19 protein-coding genes are annotated in these 16,006 nt (G+C 65.2%); 6 read left to right on the top strand and 13 right to left on the bottom strand.

Annotated features, from left to right (window positions below; genetic code table 11):
* Positions 1 to 121: 121 nt before the first annotated feature.
* The 5 genes from JAO75_RS11415 to JAO75_RS11395 all read right to left on the bottom strand — a co-directional run bounded on the left by JAO75_RS11415 (position 122) and on the right by JAO75_RS11395 (position 5,143).
* The gene (locus JAO75_RS11415; protein ID WP_199049264.1) at positions 122 to 544 is read right to left on the bottom strand and encodes a VPA1267 family protein; all 423 of its coding nucleotides are present in this window, start codon (positions 542 to 544) and stop codon (positions 122 to 124) included.
* A 411-nt stretch (positions 545 to 955) separates the two neighbouring features.
* On the bottom strand, positions 956 to 1,618 hold the full coding sequence (locus tag JAO75_RS11410; RefSeq protein WP_343234600.1) for an ABC-type transport auxiliary lipoprotein family protein: 663 nt from the start codon (positions 1,616 to 1,618) through the stop codon (positions 956 to 958).
* 24 nt (positions 1,619 to 1,642) lie between these two features.
* Positions 1,643 to 3,220: an MlaD family protein gene (locus JAO75_RS11405; RefSeq protein WP_199049262.1), complete on the bottom strand. Its 1,578-nt coding sequence runs from the start codon at positions 3,218 to 3,220 to the stop codon at positions 1,643 to 1,645.
* Positions 3,221 to 3,222: 2 nt separating this feature from the next.
* Positions 3,223 to 4,029 carry an ABC transporter ATP-binding protein gene (locus JAO75_RS11400; RefSeq protein ID WP_425523176.1) on the bottom strand — a complete coding sequence of 269 codons (807 nt, stop codon included), beginning with the start codon at positions 4,027 to 4,029 and terminating at the stop codon, positions 3,223 to 3,225.
* A gap of 4 nt (positions 4,030 to 4,033) precedes the next feature.
* Entirely contained in the window at positions 4,034 to 5,143 is a 1,110-nt protein-coding gene (locus JAO75_RS11395) for an ABC transporter permease (RefSeq protein WP_199049292.1), read from the bottom strand.
* A gap of 141 nt (positions 5,144 to 5,284) precedes the next feature.
* Here JAO75_RS11395 and dgcA point away from each other — a divergent pair, with 141 nt between their 5' ends.
* Complete coding sequence (gene dgcA, locus JAO75_RS11390) at positions 5,285 to 6,268, top strand: N-acetyl-D-Glu racemase DgcA (protein WP_199049260.1); 984 nt, start codon at positions 5,285 to 5,287, stop codon at positions 6,266 to 6,268.
* Here dgcA and JAO75_RS11385 read toward each other — a convergent pair.
* The gene (locus JAO75_RS11385; protein ID WP_199049259.1) at positions 6,238 to 7,416 is read right to left on the bottom strand and encodes an MFS transporter; all 1,179 of its coding nucleotides are present in this window, start codon (positions 7,414 to 7,416) and stop codon (positions 6,238 to 6,240) included. The genes dgcA and JAO75_RS11385 overlap by 31 nt on opposite strands.
* Positions 7,417 to 7,530: 114 nt before the next feature.
* Here JAO75_RS11385 and JAO75_RS25365 point away from each other — a divergent pair, with 114 nt between their 5' ends.
* Positions 7,531 to 8,070: a hypothetical protein gene (locus JAO75_RS25365; protein ID WP_199049258.1), complete on the top strand. Its 540-nt coding sequence runs from the start codon at positions 7,531 to 7,533 to the stop codon at positions 8,068 to 8,070.
* Positions 8,071 to 8,081: 11 nt separating this feature from the next.
* On the opposite strand, the gene JAO75_RS11375 is transcribed toward JAO75_RS25365, so the two are convergent.
* Positions 8,082 to 9,089 (bottom strand): glycosyltransferase family 4 protein, encoded by a 1,008-nt coding sequence (locus JAO75_RS11375; protein WP_281433508.1) that lies wholly within the window; start codon positions 9,087 to 9,089, stop codon positions 8,082 to 8,084.
* Complete coding sequence (locus JAO75_RS11370) at positions 9,089 to 9,901, bottom strand: UDP-2,3-diacylglucosamine diphosphatase (protein ID WP_199049257.1); 813 nt, start codon at positions 9,899 to 9,901, stop codon at positions 9,089 to 9,091. Before JAO75_RS11370 ends, JAO75_RS11375 begins: the two co-directional genes overlap by 1 nt.
* Here JAO75_RS11370 and JAO75_RS11365 point away from each other — a divergent pair.
* From JAO75_RS11365 to JAO75_RS11350, 4 genes are all read left to right on the top strand, one after another.
* Entirely contained in the window at positions 9,900 to 10,067 is a 168-nt protein-coding gene (locus tag JAO75_RS11365) for a hypothetical protein (RefSeq protein ID WP_199049256.1), read from the top strand. The genes JAO75_RS11370 and JAO75_RS11365 overlap by 2 nt on opposite strands.
* Positions 10,054 to 10,305: a CBU_0592 family membrane protein gene (locus tag JAO75_RS11360; protein ID WP_199049255.1), complete on the top strand. Its 252-nt coding sequence runs from the start codon at positions 10,054 to 10,056 to the stop codon at positions 10,303 to 10,305. Before JAO75_RS11365 ends, JAO75_RS11360 begins: the two co-directional genes overlap by 14 nt.
* A gap of 124 nt (positions 10,306 to 10,429) precedes the next feature.
* The gene (locus JAO75_RS11355) at positions 10,430 to 11,362 is read left to right on the top strand and encodes an EamA family transporter (protein WP_199049254.1); all 933 of its coding nucleotides are present in this window, start codon (positions 10,430 to 10,432) and stop codon (positions 11,360 to 11,362) included.
* A 118-nt stretch (positions 11,363 to 11,480) separates the two neighbouring features.
* On the top strand, positions 11,481 to 12,098 hold the full coding sequence (locus JAO75_RS11350; protein ID WP_199049253.1) for a helix-turn-helix domain-containing protein: 618 nt from the start codon (positions 11,481 to 11,483) through the stop codon (positions 12,096 to 12,098).
* Positions 12,099 to 12,134: 36 nt separating this feature from the next.
* Here the strand turns inward: JAO75_RS11350 and JAO75_RS11345 are convergent, their stop codons facing one another.
* The 5 genes from JAO75_RS11345 to uraH form a co-directional block, all read right to left on the bottom strand.
* Positions 12,135 to 13,067, bottom strand: coding sequence for a c-type cytochrome (locus tag JAO75_RS11345; protein WP_199049252.1), 933 nt, complete (start codon positions 13,065 to 13,067; stop codon positions 12,135 to 12,137).
* Positions 13,068 to 13,126: 59 nt separating this feature from the next.
* On the bottom strand, positions 13,127 to 13,564 hold the full coding sequence (locus JAO75_RS11340; protein ID WP_199049251.1) for a c-type cytochrome: 438 nt from the start codon (positions 13,562 to 13,564) through the stop codon (positions 13,127 to 13,129).
* A gap of 137 nt (positions 13,565 to 13,701) precedes the next feature.
* Positions 13,702 to 14,019 carry a rhodanese-like domain-containing protein gene (locus JAO75_RS11335; RefSeq protein ID WP_199049250.1) on the bottom strand — a complete coding sequence of 106 codons (318 nt, stop codon included), beginning with the start codon at positions 14,017 to 14,019 and terminating at the stop codon, positions 13,702 to 13,704.
* 72 nt (positions 14,020 to 14,091) lie between these two features.
* Entirely contained in the window at positions 14,092 to 15,531 is a 1,440-nt protein-coding gene (gene puuE / locus JAO75_RS11330) for an allantoinase PuuE (protein ID WP_199049249.1), read from the bottom strand.
* 2 nt (positions 15,532 to 15,533) lie between these two features.
* Complete coding sequence (uraH, locus tag JAO75_RS11325; protein WP_199049248.1) at positions 15,534 to 15,887, bottom strand: hydroxyisourate hydrolase; 354 nt, start codon at positions 15,885 to 15,887, stop codon at positions 15,534 to 15,536.
* Between the last annotated feature and the right edge of the window lie 119 nt (positions 15,888 to 16,006).

Raw genomic sequence — 16,006 nt, 5'->3', positions numbered from 1 at the left:
ACGGAATAACGGGGAGCATCCGGAGTGGCTCGTCCCTCTGAATCAATGGCGATACAGGAGGCGGTCGCCCCCTTGGACGATCGGCTTCGGACCCTTTGCACGCGTAGGGTCAGAGCACCGCTCATCGGGGAAGCCGTCCGGTTTCGGCGAGCACGGCCTCCATAGCCTTGAAGCGCTTGAGCCGCTCACGCAGGTCGGCCAGTTCGACCCTCAGAGCTGAATTCTCAGCCTCAAGCCGCTTAAGGCGTTCGGCGTCAGAGGCTGCCTCAGTTTGGCCTTTGATCCGCAGCGGTGGGGGATTTCGTGGCGTGGCCAGCGGGGGAAGAACACCAGCTTTTCGAAGCCGCTCCTCTAACTGGTGCAGAGCATCCTTTACCCGAGGGTTCTGGGCAAGAACCGAGCGGCTGAAGTTGCATTCGCGACAGATCTCTCCACGATTCAGACGCCCTTGTCCGACAATTTCCCGAAACTCGCTGTCGCTTTTCCCGCTAACCCAATTTTGGAAGGCTCGGAAATTCTCTTCAGACCGCTCTTGCCCGTTCACTCCCGATTACCCCCGATACATGTTATGTGTTCCTATGGTATAGCTTCCCATCGCCGTGACAAGAAAAAAGCCCCTGACCGAGGGGCTTTTAGGAATTTAGAGGGTGACAACCCTCAAACTATGTATGGTGAGTTGGGGTGAATAACTCCGGGCCGCGTTTTTGTTATGGTACCCCTGTGTCATTCCCGGCCGGAGCGCAGCGGAGGGGAAGGGAATCCATAGCACTGCGCGTGCGAGTGGATCCCCTTCCCTCGCTGCGCCTGACTTGCGGATGACACCCTCTCCGCCATGGCCGCACGTGTTGCGGCCATCCACGTCTTCGAACCACGGCGCCATAAGACATGGATGCCCGGGACAAGCCCGGGTCTGACGATTCTGTTTAAAAGATACGTGGTAAGTTAACCGGCTCTTCTAAGCCGGCGCCCGGTCTCCACCGGCGGCAGCGGTGCCCGGGTCGTCACGGCGCGGCAGCGCGCTGCCGCTCACCCAGCGGACGATGTCGAGCATGACCGTGGAGAGTGCCTCGTCGAGGGCGCGGGCCGCACTCGCGGCGTCGACGGCGCCGGCCGGAACGCTGGTGCGGAAGATCCGGCCGCTGACGATGCGGCCATCGCGGTCGCTGACGATCTTCACCGCAATCTCCGCGACGGCCTCGTTGCCGGGGGTGGCGATTTCGAACCGGCGCAACTCGGAGACAAGCTGCACGTCCGCCACCGCCCCGCTGCTGGGACGGGCGACGCGGCCGATCTGGGAGGCGTTCTCGAAGGTGTTGATCAGGCGCGTCTGGACCAGGTTGGGCAGATTGTCGGCCCACTGCCCCCCGCCGATGAACGATATGGTTCCGCTCGCATCCCGCACCAGGATCTGCTGGGTCGAGAGAGGCTGGAGGGCCGCGGGCTCGCTCACCAGAACCTGAACGTCCGCCGCGCCACGGATCCGGGAAGTCGTCGGCGCCGAGAGATCGAAGGTCGTCGGCGCCGGCGCCGACGAGCAGGCACCCGCCAGGGCAGCCAGAAGCGCCACCGGAGCAAGACGCCGGAGCAGGCAGGCTCGATCAGTCTGGGGAGTTACCACGGAGGATCCACGCATACTGGTTACTTAGCGGCGTCCATTGTACTCGGGGAGATTGGAACGGCCACCGAAAAGAAACTGCTGTGGATTACGCTCGATGCTGCGGACCGCCCGGCTGATGTCGTTGAGCGTCTTACGACCCTCCACCGCCAGGGCCTCGTACTCCTTCAAGCCCGAATCCGTGAAGCGGCCCACGCCGGACAGCACGCCCTTGATGCCCTCTGTGCGCTGGTTCAGATCCCGCGCAAGTTCCCTAACGGAAACAGCGGCGGCGCGGATCTCGTCGAAGGCGCCCTTGCCAGACTCGCCGGAGGCCGAGCCGAGAAATTTCTCCGCTCCCGCCAGGATCCCGTCGATCCGATCAGCTGACTTATTGAGCTTCTCGGTGATGGAGCGCGCCTCCTGGATCGCCTTGTCCACATCCGGACTGCGACGGCTCAGGGTCTGGGTGAAGGTGTCGATATTGTCGACCGTGCGCCCGACCTTGGCCGGATCGACCGCCTGGGCGAGTTCGGCGATCTCGCCGACGGCCATGTCCAGCTTGGGCGCGGTCTCGTTGAGACGCGCGATGAGGCTCGCCGCATCCCGGAGGGCATTGTTGATCGCCTCACGGTTTTCCCCGAGGGCCTGGGTGAATTTGTCCGTGTTCTCGACGATGCGCGAGACGCGCTGCCCGTCGATGGAGTTGGCGACCTCCTCGACCTTGTCGACGGTGCGGCCGATCTTGGCCGGGTCGATGGCATCAGCGATGTTCGCGATGTCGCCCACGGCACTGTCGAGCTTGGGCGCGGTCTCGTTGAGGCGCGCCACGAGGCTGTCGGCGTTGCGCAGGGTATTCTCGACGGCCTGCCGGCTCTCGCCCAGGGCCTGGGTGAAGCCTTCCACGTTCTCGACGATGCGCGTCACGCGCTGCGGCTCGACCGCGCGCACCACCTCGTCCACGTTGGTGGCAAGGGTCTCGAGCTTCTCGGCAAGAGGCCCGACCTTCTCGGCCGCCTGCCCCACCTGGGCCAGGAAGCGGTCGATGCCTTCCGCGTTCTCGCCCAGGGCCTGGGAGAAGCGCTCCACGTTCTGGATGGTGCGGCTGATTGAGGCCTCGTTGTCGGAGACCACCCGTCCGACCCGCTCCAGCACGTCATCGGCCCGGCGGGCGATGTTGCGGGCGCTCTCGATGAGATCCTGGAAGTCGGAGCGGTCGGCGAAGATCGTCGGCATGGGCTGGCCGGGCCCGGCGACCAGCGGGGGCGCGCCCGGCTCGCCGCCGGTCAAGCCCACATTCGCGACGCCGGTGAGGCCCTGGTACTCCAGGCGGGCGCGGGTGTCGGCCCGGATCGGGGTGCTGCTGTTGACGGACGCGATGGCCACGACCCGGCGCGGATCCTCCGGCAGAAGCTCGAGGGTCGACACCTCGCCGACGCGCAGGCCGTTGAAGGACACGCTCGAACCCTGGGAAAGCCCCGAGACCGAACCGGAGAACACGATGCGGATGGTCTGGCGGGCCTGACCGCGTTCGCCGCCGGAGAACCAGTAGACGAAGCCGAACGCGGCTGCGATCACCGCCAGGGTGAAGAGGCCGATCAAGGCGTAGTTTGCACGCGTTTCCATCGTTACCCTTGAGCGTCGCCGGCCATGACCGCGCGTGCCCTTTTCCCATGAAAATAAGAGCGAAGCCACGGATGGTCCGAGGCCAGCATCGCCTCGATGGGACCCTCCGCGAGGATCTTTCCCTCGCCCAAAGCCGCTATCCGGTCGCAGACCGAATAAAGACTGTCCAGATCATGGGTTACCATGAATACGGTCAGCCCTAAAGTCCGCTGTAACGTCGCAATCAGGTCATCGAACTCGCCGGCCCCGATGGGGTCCAGGCCGGAGGTCGGCTCGTCCAGGAAGACGATCTCCGGGTCGAGGGCCAGCGCCCGCGCCAGCGCCGCGCGCTTGATCATGCCGCCGGACAGCTCGGAGGGCAGCTTGTCGGCGGCATCCGGGTTCAGGCCCACCATCTCGATCTTGAGCATGGCCAGCTCGTCGAGCAGCCGGTCCGACAGGCGCAGGTACTCGCGCATGGGCACCTGGATGTTCTGCTTGACGGTGAGCGCCGAGAAGAGCGCGCCCTGCTGGAACAGCACGCCCCAATGACGCTCCAGCTGCCGGCGCTCGTCAGGCGACAGATCGTCGAGGTTCTGGCCCAGCACCTCGATGGTGCCGGCCCGCTTGGAGACGAGCCCGAGGATGGTGCGGGTCAGGACCGACTTGCCCTGGCCGGAGCCTCCGACGAAGCCGAGGATCTCGCCGCGATAGACGTCGAGATCGAGCTCCTTGAGGATGGTCCGCTCCCCGAAGCCGACCTCCACGCCGCGGGCGCGGATGATCACCTCGCGGTTCTTCGTCAGATCGGGGTGGGGGCGCTCGAGCATCATCTCAGAAATTGATCGCTGCAAAGAACATGGCGAAGAGGCCGTCGAGCACGATGACCATGAAGATGGCCTTCACCACCGAGGATGTCACGTGGCGGCCGAGGGACTCGGCGGATCCGGCCACAGCCATGCCCTCAAGGGTCGCGATGATGCCGATGACCACCGCCATGAAGGGCGCCTTGATGAGGCCGACCAGGAAGGTGTTCAGGCTCACCGCAGCTCTGAGCCGGTCGAGGAAGATGTCGGGGCTGATGCCGCCATAGACCCAGGTGGTCAGGCAGCCGCCCACGAGGGCCGCGATGGACGCGATGAAGGTCAGGAGCGGCAGGCCGATGATGAGGGCGAGAATCCGCGGGACGATCAGGACCTCGATGGGGTCGAGACCCATGACCCGGAGGGCATCGATCTCCTCCCGCATCTTCATGGAGCCGATCTCGGCCGTAAAGGCGGAGCCGGAGCGGCCCGCGACCATGATGGAGGTGAGCAGCACGCCGAGCTCCCGCAGGACCAGGATGCCGATCAGGTCGATGACGAAGGGCGTTGCGCCGAACTTGATCAGCTGGAAGATGCCTTGCTGGGAGACGATGCAGCCCACCAGGAACGAGATCAGCACGATGATGGGCACGCCGCGATAGGCAATCTGCTCCAGCTGGTTGACGACCGCCGTGCCCCGGAAGCGGCGGGGGTGAATGACCACACGCGCGAACCCTGCAATGAGCTCGCCCAGGAAGCCGACCCCGCCGACCAGATCCCTGCCGGCGCCGGCGACGCTCTGGCCCACATCGACGAGGAAATCCATGGCGCGGGACTGCCGGGGCTTCGGTGCGCCCTGGAAGTCGCGATAGGCGGCCTCCTCTAGGAGGATCTTCTGCTCCGGGGAGGCATTGGCGAAATCCGCCTGCCCCCTGGCCGAGAGCTCGTGTCGGGTGCGGCCGAGAGTCCAGGCGCCCAAGGTGTCGAGCCGCTCGACGCCGGAGAGGTCGAGCAGGACCGGAAAGTGGTCGGCCTCCGCCTCGATCTCGCTGGTAAGGGCTTCCACGCGCTGGGCATACGGCGCCGTCCAGGGACCCGACAGACGGATTCTCGTCTGCCCCCCGGCGCGCTCGATTGTCATGTCCGGCCCTTGAGCCAGGGTACCCTGCGCCACGATCGTCCCTTCGGCGTTGATTCCGCTTGGTGATAGCGTGTCATTGCGCCACAAGTCGAGCCGAAGTTCATCACGAGAAGCCAAGAGTCATCACGAGAAGTCACGAGAATGCGTCAGCTCACCGTTTCCATCGACCGTTTTCCCATCGCCGGTAAGTTCACCATTGCCCGAGGCTCCCGCACCGAGGCGGTGGTGGTCACCGCAAGGATCGTGGACGGCGCCGCCGTCGGGCATGGCGAATGCGTGCCCTATCCCCGCTACGGCGAGACGGTCGAGGGCGTGGCGGCCGCCATCGAGGCCATCCGGCCGCAGATCGAGGCCGGGCTGACCCGCGAGGCGCTCCAGAGCCTTATGCCGGCCGGTGCTGCCCGCAACGCGGTCGACTGCGCCCTCTGGGACCTCGATGCCAAGCTGTCCGGCATCCGCGCCCATGTGACGGCGGGCCTCACCCGCTGGCCGCCGGTGACCACCGCCTACACGATCAGCCTCGACACGCCGGAAGGCATGGCCGAGGCCGCCGCGAAGGCATCCGAGCGGCCGATCCTCAAGGTGAAATTCGGGGCTCCCGACGGCGACATCGAGCGGATCAGGGCCGTGCGCCGTGCGGCTCCCCAGGCGACCCTGATTGCCGATGCCAACGAGGGCTGGACCGAGGCCAACATCGAACAGCACCTCACGGCATGCGCGGAGGCAGGCTATGCCCTGGTGGAGCAACCGCTCCCCGCCAAGGAAGATGGCTATTTGAGCCGGATCTCGCGTCCTGTGCCGATCCTGGCGGATGAGAGCGTGCACGACCGGGCGAGCCTGGACCGGCTGGTGGGCCTCTACGATCTGGTCAACATCAAGCTCGACAAGACAGGCGGCCTCACCGAGGCCCTGGCCCTGGCCGACGCGGCGGAGGCCAAGGGGTTCTCCATCATGATCGGCTGCATGGTCGGCACCTCGCTTGCCATGGCGCCGGCCATGGTGCTCGCGCCGCGCTCCCGCTTCGTCGATCTCGACGGCCCGCTCCTGCTGGCCAAGGACCGGGAGCCCGGCCTGCGCTACGAAGGCAGCATCGTCTATCCGCCGGAGCCTGCGCTCTGGGGCTGATTTTTCTGCATCCGGACGACCAGCATGAGAAGGAACCCGATGGCGCCCAAGGGTGCCATCGCGGCGAACACGCCTGCTCCCATCTCGCTGTAGATCAAGCCGCTGACCATGGTGGACGCGGCCGTGGTCAGGGCCGCCAGCGACCCGTAGATGCCCTGCGCCCGGCCCCTCGCCTGCATCGGCGCGAGCGCCGTCAGCGCCGCCATGGTGCCGATATGGGTGGCGGCGAAGGACAGGGCGTGCATGGCCTGGAGCACGAACATGACCTCCACGCCGGGCTGGAGCGCCATGATGGTGAAGCGGATTGCCGCGGCGGCCGACCCGATCAGGATGAGCCCCACGCCCGATCCGCGCCCGACCGCCCGGCCGAGGAAGATGAAAACCAGGATTTCGGTGATCACGCCCGCGGCCCAGAAATAGCCGATGATCTCATCGGAAAAGCCGATGGAGCGCCAATAGATGCTGGCGAAGGCGTTGAGGGCGCCATGACTGCCCTGGGTCATGGCGCCGGCGATCAGCACGATCCAGAGAAGCGTGGAGAGCCGGGGCGAGGCCTTGCCCGTCTGAGGCTCGATCTGGACCGAGGCTTCCGGAATGTCGTACGGCACCACGATCAGGGTCGCGACGATGCCGAGAACCGGGATGAGCGTCAGGGCGATGATCACCACGTCCGCCCCGAATGCGCCGACCAGATAGCCGCCCACGATATTGGTGATGAAGAAGGCCACCGAGCCGGCACCCCGGATCCGACCATAGTTCAGGCCGGGATGCTTCTGGACCGCATTGGTGGAGACGAGGTCGTTGCCGGGAATGATGCAGGACTGCGCGACCGCCACAAGAGCCACGAGGGCGATGATCGCCACGCTGCTGTCGCTGAGCAGGAACAGGGGAAAGCCGATCAGCTGGCCCAGATGGCTCATGAGCAGAAGCCGCCGCGCGCCCAGCGATCGATCCGCAAGGCTCATGAGCGGCGCGGTGGCCAGGATGCGCACGACGATGGGGATGGCCACCACGAACCCGATCAGCGTCGGGGACAGGTTCTTGCTCTGCAGCCAGAGCGGGAAGAACGGCAGGTACATCCCATGGCTGGTGAAGCTGGCGGCCTGAAGGGCGCCCAGCCGAAATTCGAGAGCAGTGATGGGACGCATCGCGGGCAGGGTCTTCCGGAGCCGAAAACGGCTCAAATCAACAAGAATATGGTGCAAGGCCACCACTCTAAAGCGTTAGAGGGGTTGAGCGCGCACCCGCTTTGGACCCATCTGTTGGGAGAGTGGAATCAGACCCTGGCGCAGATGGATCCCGGCACCATGCCCGATGAAGAGACAGACGTCACGTTCGGTGACCTGGATTTCGACACCATCGAAGCCGCCGTCATGGAGACCGCCCGCGGCCGCTGGTTCCTGAAGGAATATGCAAGGCGCAACCGCAACGCGGATACGGTGGCCGTTCTCAAGGCCCTGGAGCGCCTGAAGGACAGGCCCCTCGACGCCAGCACCGTCGCTCCCCTCCACGCGTACCTGGAGGACATGGCCGCCGCCATCAGGCGGACCAAGGAGGAGGTGCGTTCCTTCCCGGCAATCGAGCAGGCCGATCCCATGGCCGCCCTGTCGGAGGCGGCGCTTCAGGAAGCCGCCGAACAGTGCATCCGGCAGATGGTCGGGACGCTCCACTATCTCGAAGGCCGGATTCAGCACATGATCGACCCTACAAGGTCGAGGTCGAGCGGACGGAAGTCTCCTTGGAAGCCGGCCCTTTCGACGGTGAGAAGGCCCGACACCTCCATCCCCACCCTGCTCTCCTGATGTAGCGGCGGCTACGGCCCCGCGTGGGCGATCTCGATGTTGGAAAAGAACTGCCGGGCACTCTCGTGCCAGGTGAAGGTCTCGCCATAGGCGCGACACCTGTCTTTGGAGATGTCGAGTGCCTCAAGGGCCGCCTCCCTTAAGTTCTCCTTGAGGACTCCGCATCCGGAGGATCCGATCACGTCCAAGGGGCCCGTCACCGGAAAGGCCGCAATCGGCAGGCCCGAGGCGAGCGCCTCGAGCAGGACGATGCCGAAGGTATCGGTGAGGCTCGGGAAGACGAACACGTCCGCCGAGGCATAAACCCGCGCGAGATCCTCGCCCGTCAGCGGGCCGAGGAAGCGAGCCGCAGGATATTTCACCTCCAGTTCCGCGCGTGAGGGGCCATCGCCGACGACGACCTTGGTGCCCGGAAGGTCCAGCCGCAGGAAAGCCTCCAGGTTCTTCTCCACGGCGACGCGCCCCACATAGAGGAAGACCGGCGCCGCCGCATCCAGCACCCGCTCGTTGCGCGGCCGGAACAGGGCGGTGTCGACGCCTCGGGTCCAGCGCATGATGTTCCTGAAGCCGCGCCCGGTCAGCTCCCGTTCGAGGGAGGGCGTGCTGACCATCATGGCGCGCGCGCTCCGATGAAAGCGCAGGAGCGCCCTGTAGGACCAGGATTCAGGGATCGGCGTGCGGGCCGCAACGTATTCGGGAAAGCGGGTGTGGTAGCTGGTTGTGAAGGCGCGCCCCTGCCGCGAGCAGGCAAGGCGCATGGCAAGACCGATCGGCCCCTCGGTCGCGATGTGAACGTGGGTGGGCTCCACCTCGTCGAGAATGCGGGCGATGATCCCCGGTCGCGTCAGCGAGAGACGGATCTCCGGATAGGTCGGCATCGGGAAGGAGCGGAAGCGCTCCGGTGTGAGAAAGACGATCTCGGCGCCGAAGCGCGGCGCCTCCTCGGCCATATATTCCAGGGAGCGCACCACTCCGTTGATTTGGGGCCGCCAGGCATCGGTAGCGATCAGCACGCGCATCAGGCAGCCTTCTCGCTGAGCTTCGGAGCGGCGGCGTTCTGCTCCGCGGCCTTTTCGAGCTGGACATCCGTCCATCGGACAAGCTGGAAGGAGCCGTCGTAATGCTCGACCACGGCCGTGCAGGACTCGACCCAGTCGCCGGTGTTCACATAGGCCACGCCGAACTGGTCGTGCATGACGGCATGGTGGATGTGTCCGCAGATCACCCCATCGGCTTCATGGCGCTCGGCCTCGGCGGCGAGCAGTTCCTCGAAGCGGCTGATGTAGTTGACCGCGTTCTTGACCCTCAGCTTGGCCCAGGACGAGAGGGACCAGTAGGTCAGGCCCAGCCGGCGCCGGACCATGTTGAGATAGGTGTTGACGAAGAGAGCCGCCGTATAGGCGCCGTCCCCGAGGAGCGCCAGCCACCGGGCATGCCGGACCACGAGATCGAACTGGTCCCCATGGATCACGAGGTAGCGCTTGCCGTCGGCGGCCTCGTGCAGGGCGTAATCCGCCAGCTCGATGCCCCCGAGATTGATGCCGAGATAGTCGCGCAGGAACTCGTCGTGGTTGCCGGGAAGGTAGACGAGGCGGGCGCCTTTCCGGACCTTGCGCAGGAGCTTCTGCGCCACGTCGTTATGAGCCTGGGGCCAGTACCAGCCTGATTTCAGCTTCCATCCGTCGACGATGTCGCCGACGAGATAGATAGTGTCCGCATCGTAGGCCTTGAGGAAGTCGAGCAGGGCTCCGGCCTGGCACCCCCGGGTGCCGAGATGGAGATCCGACAGGAACAGCGTTCGCACGCGAATGGGATTCTCATCCTGAGCCATGGACCTCCCCGACGAGTTTACGGCTTCCAGACAACCGGATTCGCATCTCGTCCCCGTGACGGTTTTCCTGCAGATTTGTGACGGTGCAGAACTGATTCGCGGCTATCCTGTCGGCCTATCCGGCTCCGCTGCGGATCTGATGGAGATCATCGATGAGCGTGCCTGACTTGGTAGGGCTGGCCGGGGTTGCTGCCTATCTATCGGCTTACGGTCTGCTGCAGTTCGGCACGCTGAAACTCGAAGATCCGCGCTACGCTTTCCTCAATGGCCTCGGAGCGCTGCTGATCCTCTACTCGCTCGCCTTCGACTTCAATCTGGCGTCCTTCGTCACGCAAACCGCCTGGCTGGTTCTCACCGTTATCGGCTTCATCCGCTCCCGCGCGAGGCGAGCCCGGACAGTCTAAGTCCGAACCGAGCCTATGCACTCACTGCAAGGGCTATCGATCCGATTCAGGCTTCACGCGGCCGCCTTACCGTGGTTGTCTGCATCCCCCTCGCCAATGCCCTACCCGTGACGATGCGCTTCCTGTGAAACCTCTCCTAGGGATATCCCTCAAGGTTCTGTCCGCCCTCGTCTTCACGATGATGTCGGCCACGCTCAAGACGATGATGATCCGCTACCCCGTGGGAGAGGTCGTGTTCTTCCGTTCGGCCTTCGCGCTGCTGCCGCTCCTGATCTGGCTGAAATGGCAGGGGGACCTCATCAATGCGGTGCGGACGCGGAACGTCGTCGGGCATTTCAAGCGCGGCCTCATCGGCACGAGCGGCATGTATCTGGGCTTTGCTGCCCTGTCCTACCTGCCGCTCCACGATGCCATCGCCATCGGCTATGCCTCGCCGCTGATCGTCGTGATCCTGGCGGCCCTGCTCCTCAACGAGAAGGTCCGGGCCTATCGCTGGACGGCCGTGGCCGTGGGGTTCGTGGGCGTCCTGATCATGCTCTCGCCGTACCTGAAGCTTGAGACCTTCTCCGGGGGCCTGGGTGCCGGGCCGACCCTGGGGGCGCTGTGCGCGTTCGCGGGCGCCTTCTGCTCCGCGGGCGCCATGATCCAGGTGCGGCGCCTGACGGCCACCGAGAAGACGGGCGCCATCGTGTTCTATTTCTTCATCCTGGCCTCGGCCCTGTCCCTCTGCACGGTCGCGTTCGGCTGGCGGATGCCCGATGCCCAGGACTGGGCCCTGTTCGTGGTTGCCGGGATCCTGGGCGGGATCGGGCAGATCCTGCTCACGCAGAGCTACCGTTTTGCCGATACGTCGGTCATCGCCCCCTTCGAGTACACCACGATGATCTGGGCGCTCCTGTTCGGCTGGTTCGTGTTCGGGGATCTGCCCACGGTGACCGTGCTCACCGGCGCTACCATCGTGGCGGCAACCGGCCTGTTCATCGTGTGGCGCGAGCACCAGCTCGGGCTGCTGCGCACCAAGGAATTCCAGGCCTCGCCCCAGCGTCCGGGGGTCTGAACAGGCATCTGCGGAGAAAACGAAAGACCGCGAGGGCACCGGTGCTTGACCCGCCCTGCCGATTACCCCACAACCGTTTTGAGGAACGGGCGTACGGTTTTTCAGAACAGAGGCAGTTATGGGCGTCGAGGGCAAAGAACGAAGCCGGGAGCTGGAAACGGGCGCGCAGGTCCTCTCCGGCAACATGGGCAAGACGATCCAGCGCCTGCGCAAGGCCTACAACCTGTCCCTGTCGGAACTCGCCGAGCAGTCCGGCGTCGCCAAATCCATCATCAGCCAGATCGAGCGCAACGAGACCAACCCGACGCTGGCCACCATCTGGCGGCTGAGCCAGGCCCTCGACGTCTCCATCGAGCGGGTTCTCGCGTCCGGCGACGAGGAGCCCTTCATCGAGAAATCGTCCAAGGCCGACACGCCGATCCTGGTGTCGGAAGACGGCAAGATGCGGCTCGCCATCATCGGCTGGCTCAAGACCATCGAATGGCTGCAATGGTACGATGTGCAGTCCGAGCCCGGCGGCGTTCTCGATTCCGACAGCCATCAGCGCGGCTCGGTGGAATGCCTGTCGGTTCTCGAGGGTGAGTTCGAGGTCGAAGTGGGCGGTGTCGTCCAGCAGGCCAAGGCCGGCGAAAGCCTGCGCTACCGCTGCGACCGCCCTCATTCCGTGCGCTGCGTCGGCGACAAGCCCGGCCGCGCCACGATGGTCTGCATCCTCAAAGCGGCCGTGATGGATTGAGGCCTGCCCTCAACCCATCCCCAGCGCGTCCCCAGCTTATTCAGGCCTCTTGAAGCCCTGCCTCGGCGGCAGGGACAACAGGTACTCGGCCATGGCCTGACGATCCGTGTCGGGCAACTGCGCCGTGTTGGCCACCACGGCGCCCATGGGTCCGCCGACCGTGTCGAACAGCGGCGTATCGCCGGTCTTCAATAGTGTCGCCAGTTCCTCGGGAGCCCAGCCGCCGATGCCGGTCTGGTGCGGGGTGATGTTGGGAACAGTGCCCCGGCCCTCCGGATCGGGACCGCCGGCAAAGCGCCGCTCCTCGATGATGGCACCGGCAAAGTTGCGCTCGCTGTGGCACTCAGCGCAGTGGCCGGGCCCGTTCACCAGGTAGTCTCCCCGGTTCAGGCTCGCCGATTTCGACGGGTCCGGCGTGAAGACCTTGCCATCCAGGAAAGCGAGCTTCCACAGGCCCACGCCGCGGCGGATATTGAAGGGGAACGGCAGCTCGTGATCCCGCACCCGCCCCTCGACGGCGGGCAGCGTCTGCATGAAGGCGAAGAGGTCGGACAGATCCTCCGAGCTCATGCGCTGATAGGACGTGTAGGGAAAAGCCGGATAGTAGTGGCGCCCGTCAGGGGACACGCCCTCCCGCATGGCGCGGATGAAGTCGGCCGTCGTCCAGGAGCCGATGCCGTCCTGCTTGTGGGACGAGATATTCGGGACGTGGAAGGTGCCGAACGGGGAGTTCAGGGCATAGCCGCCGCCGAGCCGCAGCTTGTCGTCGTTGTTGGGCACCGCATGGCAGGAAGTGCAGCCTCCGGCGAAGAACAGGACACGGCCGTTCTCGACATTCGGGGTGCGGCCGGCGTCCAGAGCGGACGCCTCGGCGCGGATGAAGCGGTAGGTCGACGGGGATGTGAGGGCCACGAAGCCGATCACGCCGAGAATGACCAGGGCAACCAGCCCGATGAGCGCCTTACGCATCGCCTCTCCTCCAAATGAAACGGGCGGCCCGAGGGCCGCCCATTCCGAATATCGACCGATCAGGAGGTCTTCTTGCGGAACTCGTTATGGCAGGCGCCGCAGTTCTGGAGCACCTTCGGCATCTCCGCCTTGAAGGAGGCCTCGTCCTTGATAGCCGTCATGGCGGTCTGGGCGTCCTGGCTCAACTTGTTGCCGAGAGACTCGAACTTCGCCTTGTTCTCCCAGATCGCCGGCAGGGCCTCGGTCTTGGGCGCGTCTTTCGAGCTCTCAGGGAAGAGAGTGACGAATTTCTTGCCGTTCTCGGAGAACACCTTCAGGCCGGCCTGCACCTTGGCGAGGTCGAAAGGCTCCTGACCGCGCATCATGGCGCCGATGGGCCGGGTCTGCGCGCCCATCTCCTTCATCAGCGCCTGACGCTGCTCGACCACATTGCTCTGGGCAATGGCAGCGGTCACTCCGAGCGCCAGAAGGCTGGCGACAAACATTGTACGCTTCATCTATGTGTTTCCCTCATGGGCGCGACGGACTGCGCTCCTACGAACCACCGTCGGCGGGCCGACATTAGCGCATATCTGCTCAAGCTTGAGCACTACACTTTAGAACACATCTATGTGATCGTTCGGTGAAAGGAGCCCTACTCCACCGGTTCACCCGCGGCAGCCCAGTCCTTGAACCCGCCCTTGTAGTGCTCCCGGATATCGCGGCCTGCCGCCTGAGCGGACTCGATGGCCCGGACGGACCGGACGCCTGCCGCGCAGGAAAAGACGATTCGCTTGCCCTCCGGCAGGCTGGACGGGTCGAAGGACGAGAGCGGGTGGGAGACCGAGCCGGGGATGTGGCCCGCAGCGAATTCATGCGGCTCGCGCACGTCGACCAGCAGAAGGGATCCTTCGCGCAGGCCCCGCTTGATGGCCTCGCGATCGAGATCGATAACCTGCGGCGCCTGGCTCATGACAAATCTCCTGGGTTCGAATGCCTCATCGCGGCATCACGGTAAGGGTGCAACCTGATCGGCTTCGCGCGATCAGGCCAGGGTTGAGAACACATCCGCCAGCGAGGGCAGCCGGTCTTTCAGCCGGAGAAGGGCGATCAGCTCGATCTGCACGACGGCGGTGTCGAACTCCTGCTCCGGGTCATGCTCGAGCCGCTCTTCGAAGGCCGTGAGGATCTCGTCCTTGGAGCGCCCCTTCACGGCCATGATGAACGGGAAGCCGAATTTCTCCTTGTAGAGATCGTTGAGGGCCAGGAATCGGTCGCGCTCCTCCTCCGTCAGACTGGTCAGCCCAGCCGAGGACTGCTCGTTGCGCGAATCGGCCGTGAGATCGGCGAGCTTGAGGCGCCCGGCGAGATCGGGGTGGGCGTTGATCAGCGCCAGCTTCTGCCCATGACTTGCCCCCGAGAGCACATGCACCATGGCGGCATGAAGCCCCTCGGCCGTATCCTGCCCGGTGGTGAGGCCGGCGTCAAAAGCGCGCTCCGCGATCCAGGGCGAATGCTCGAAGATGTCGCCGAAGGCCTCCACGAAGAGCGCGCGGCTCATGGTGCTGGGCTTCAGGCCTGCCGGCCGGTGATGGCGGATCCAGTGGCGGGCGATGTCGATCCGCTTGGCGACCCAGACATCGTCATGGGAAGCCACGTAGTCCAGGAAGCGCGCGAGCGCCGCGGCCCGCCCTGGCCGGCCGACCAGACGGCAATGGAGCCCGACCGACAGCATCTTCGGCGCGGTCCCGCCCTCCGCATAGAGTGTATCGAACGAATCCTTCAGATAGGCGAAGAACTGGTCGCCCGCATTGAAGCCCTGCGGGGTGGCAAAGCGCATGTCGTTGGCGTCCAGCGTATAGGGCACGATGAGCTGCTGCCTGTCCCCGTGCTGCTCCCAATAGGGCAGCTCGTCGGCGTAGGAATCCGCGCTGTAGAGGAAGCCGCCCTCCTCCGCCACGAGGCGGTTGGTGTGCTCCGAGGTGCGGCCCGTGTACCAGCCGAGCGGGCGCTCGCCCGTGACCTCGGTGTGGATGCGGATCGCCTCCTTCATATGCGCCCGCTCCTCCTCAGAGGAGAAGTCGCGGTAGTCGATCCACTTGAGCCCGTGGCTTGCGATCTCCCACCCGGCCTCCTTCATGGCAGCGACCGCCTCCGGGTTGCGCATGAGGGCTGTGGCGACGCCGTAGACCGTCACCGGTATGCTGCGTTCGGTGAACATGCGCCACAGGCGCCAGAACCCGGCGCGGGAGCCGTATTCGTAGATCGACTCCATGCTCATATGGCGCTGGCCAGGCCAGGCCTGCGCGCCGACGATCTCCGACAGGAAGGCCTCGGAAGCCCGGTCGCCGTGCAGGATGCTGTTCTCGCCGCCCTCTTCGTAGTTGATCACGAACTGCACGCAGATGCGGGCTCCGTTCGGCCAGCGCGGATGCGGCGGGTTGCGGCCATAGCCGACGAGGTCGCGGGGATAGGAGGCGGGCATGATCAGCTTCCTCGATAGGTGGAATAGCTCCAGGGGGAGGCGAGGAGCGGAACGTGGTAATGCCCGTCGGGCTCGGCGATGGTGAAGCGGATCGGCACGACATCCAGGAACGGCGGATCGGCCATGGCTGTGCCGAGCGCCTTGAAATAGGCCCCGATCTCGAAGACGAGCTCGTAGGTTCCGGTGCGGAACGCTTCACCGATCATCAGCGGCGCGTCCGTGCGCCCATCCGCATTGGTGACGGTGCGCAGGACGGAGCGGCGTCCCTCGCCCTCGATGGCGAACAGCTCGATGGCGACGCCGCGCGCGGGCTTGCCGTTGACGGTATCCAGAACGTGGGTGGACAGGCGGCCCATGAAACCTCGCGGATGGAGCAAAGGGGCAGATCGAGCCTGGAATTCTTTCGGGCCCGCGCCTCCCGCGTCAAGCCGCATCCCTCGATCCCGTTGCGGAAAGGCAGGGTTTCCCGGACAGG

The sequence above is a fragment of the Microvirga splendida genome (assembly GCF_016427565.1).
Taxonomy (GTDB): domain Bacteria; phylum Pseudomonadota; class Alphaproteobacteria; order Rhizobiales; family Beijerinckiaceae; genus Microvirga; species Microvirga splendida.
Note: the sequence above shows the minus strand (reverse complement) of the source record. Positions and strands in the feature narration are given on the sequence as shown.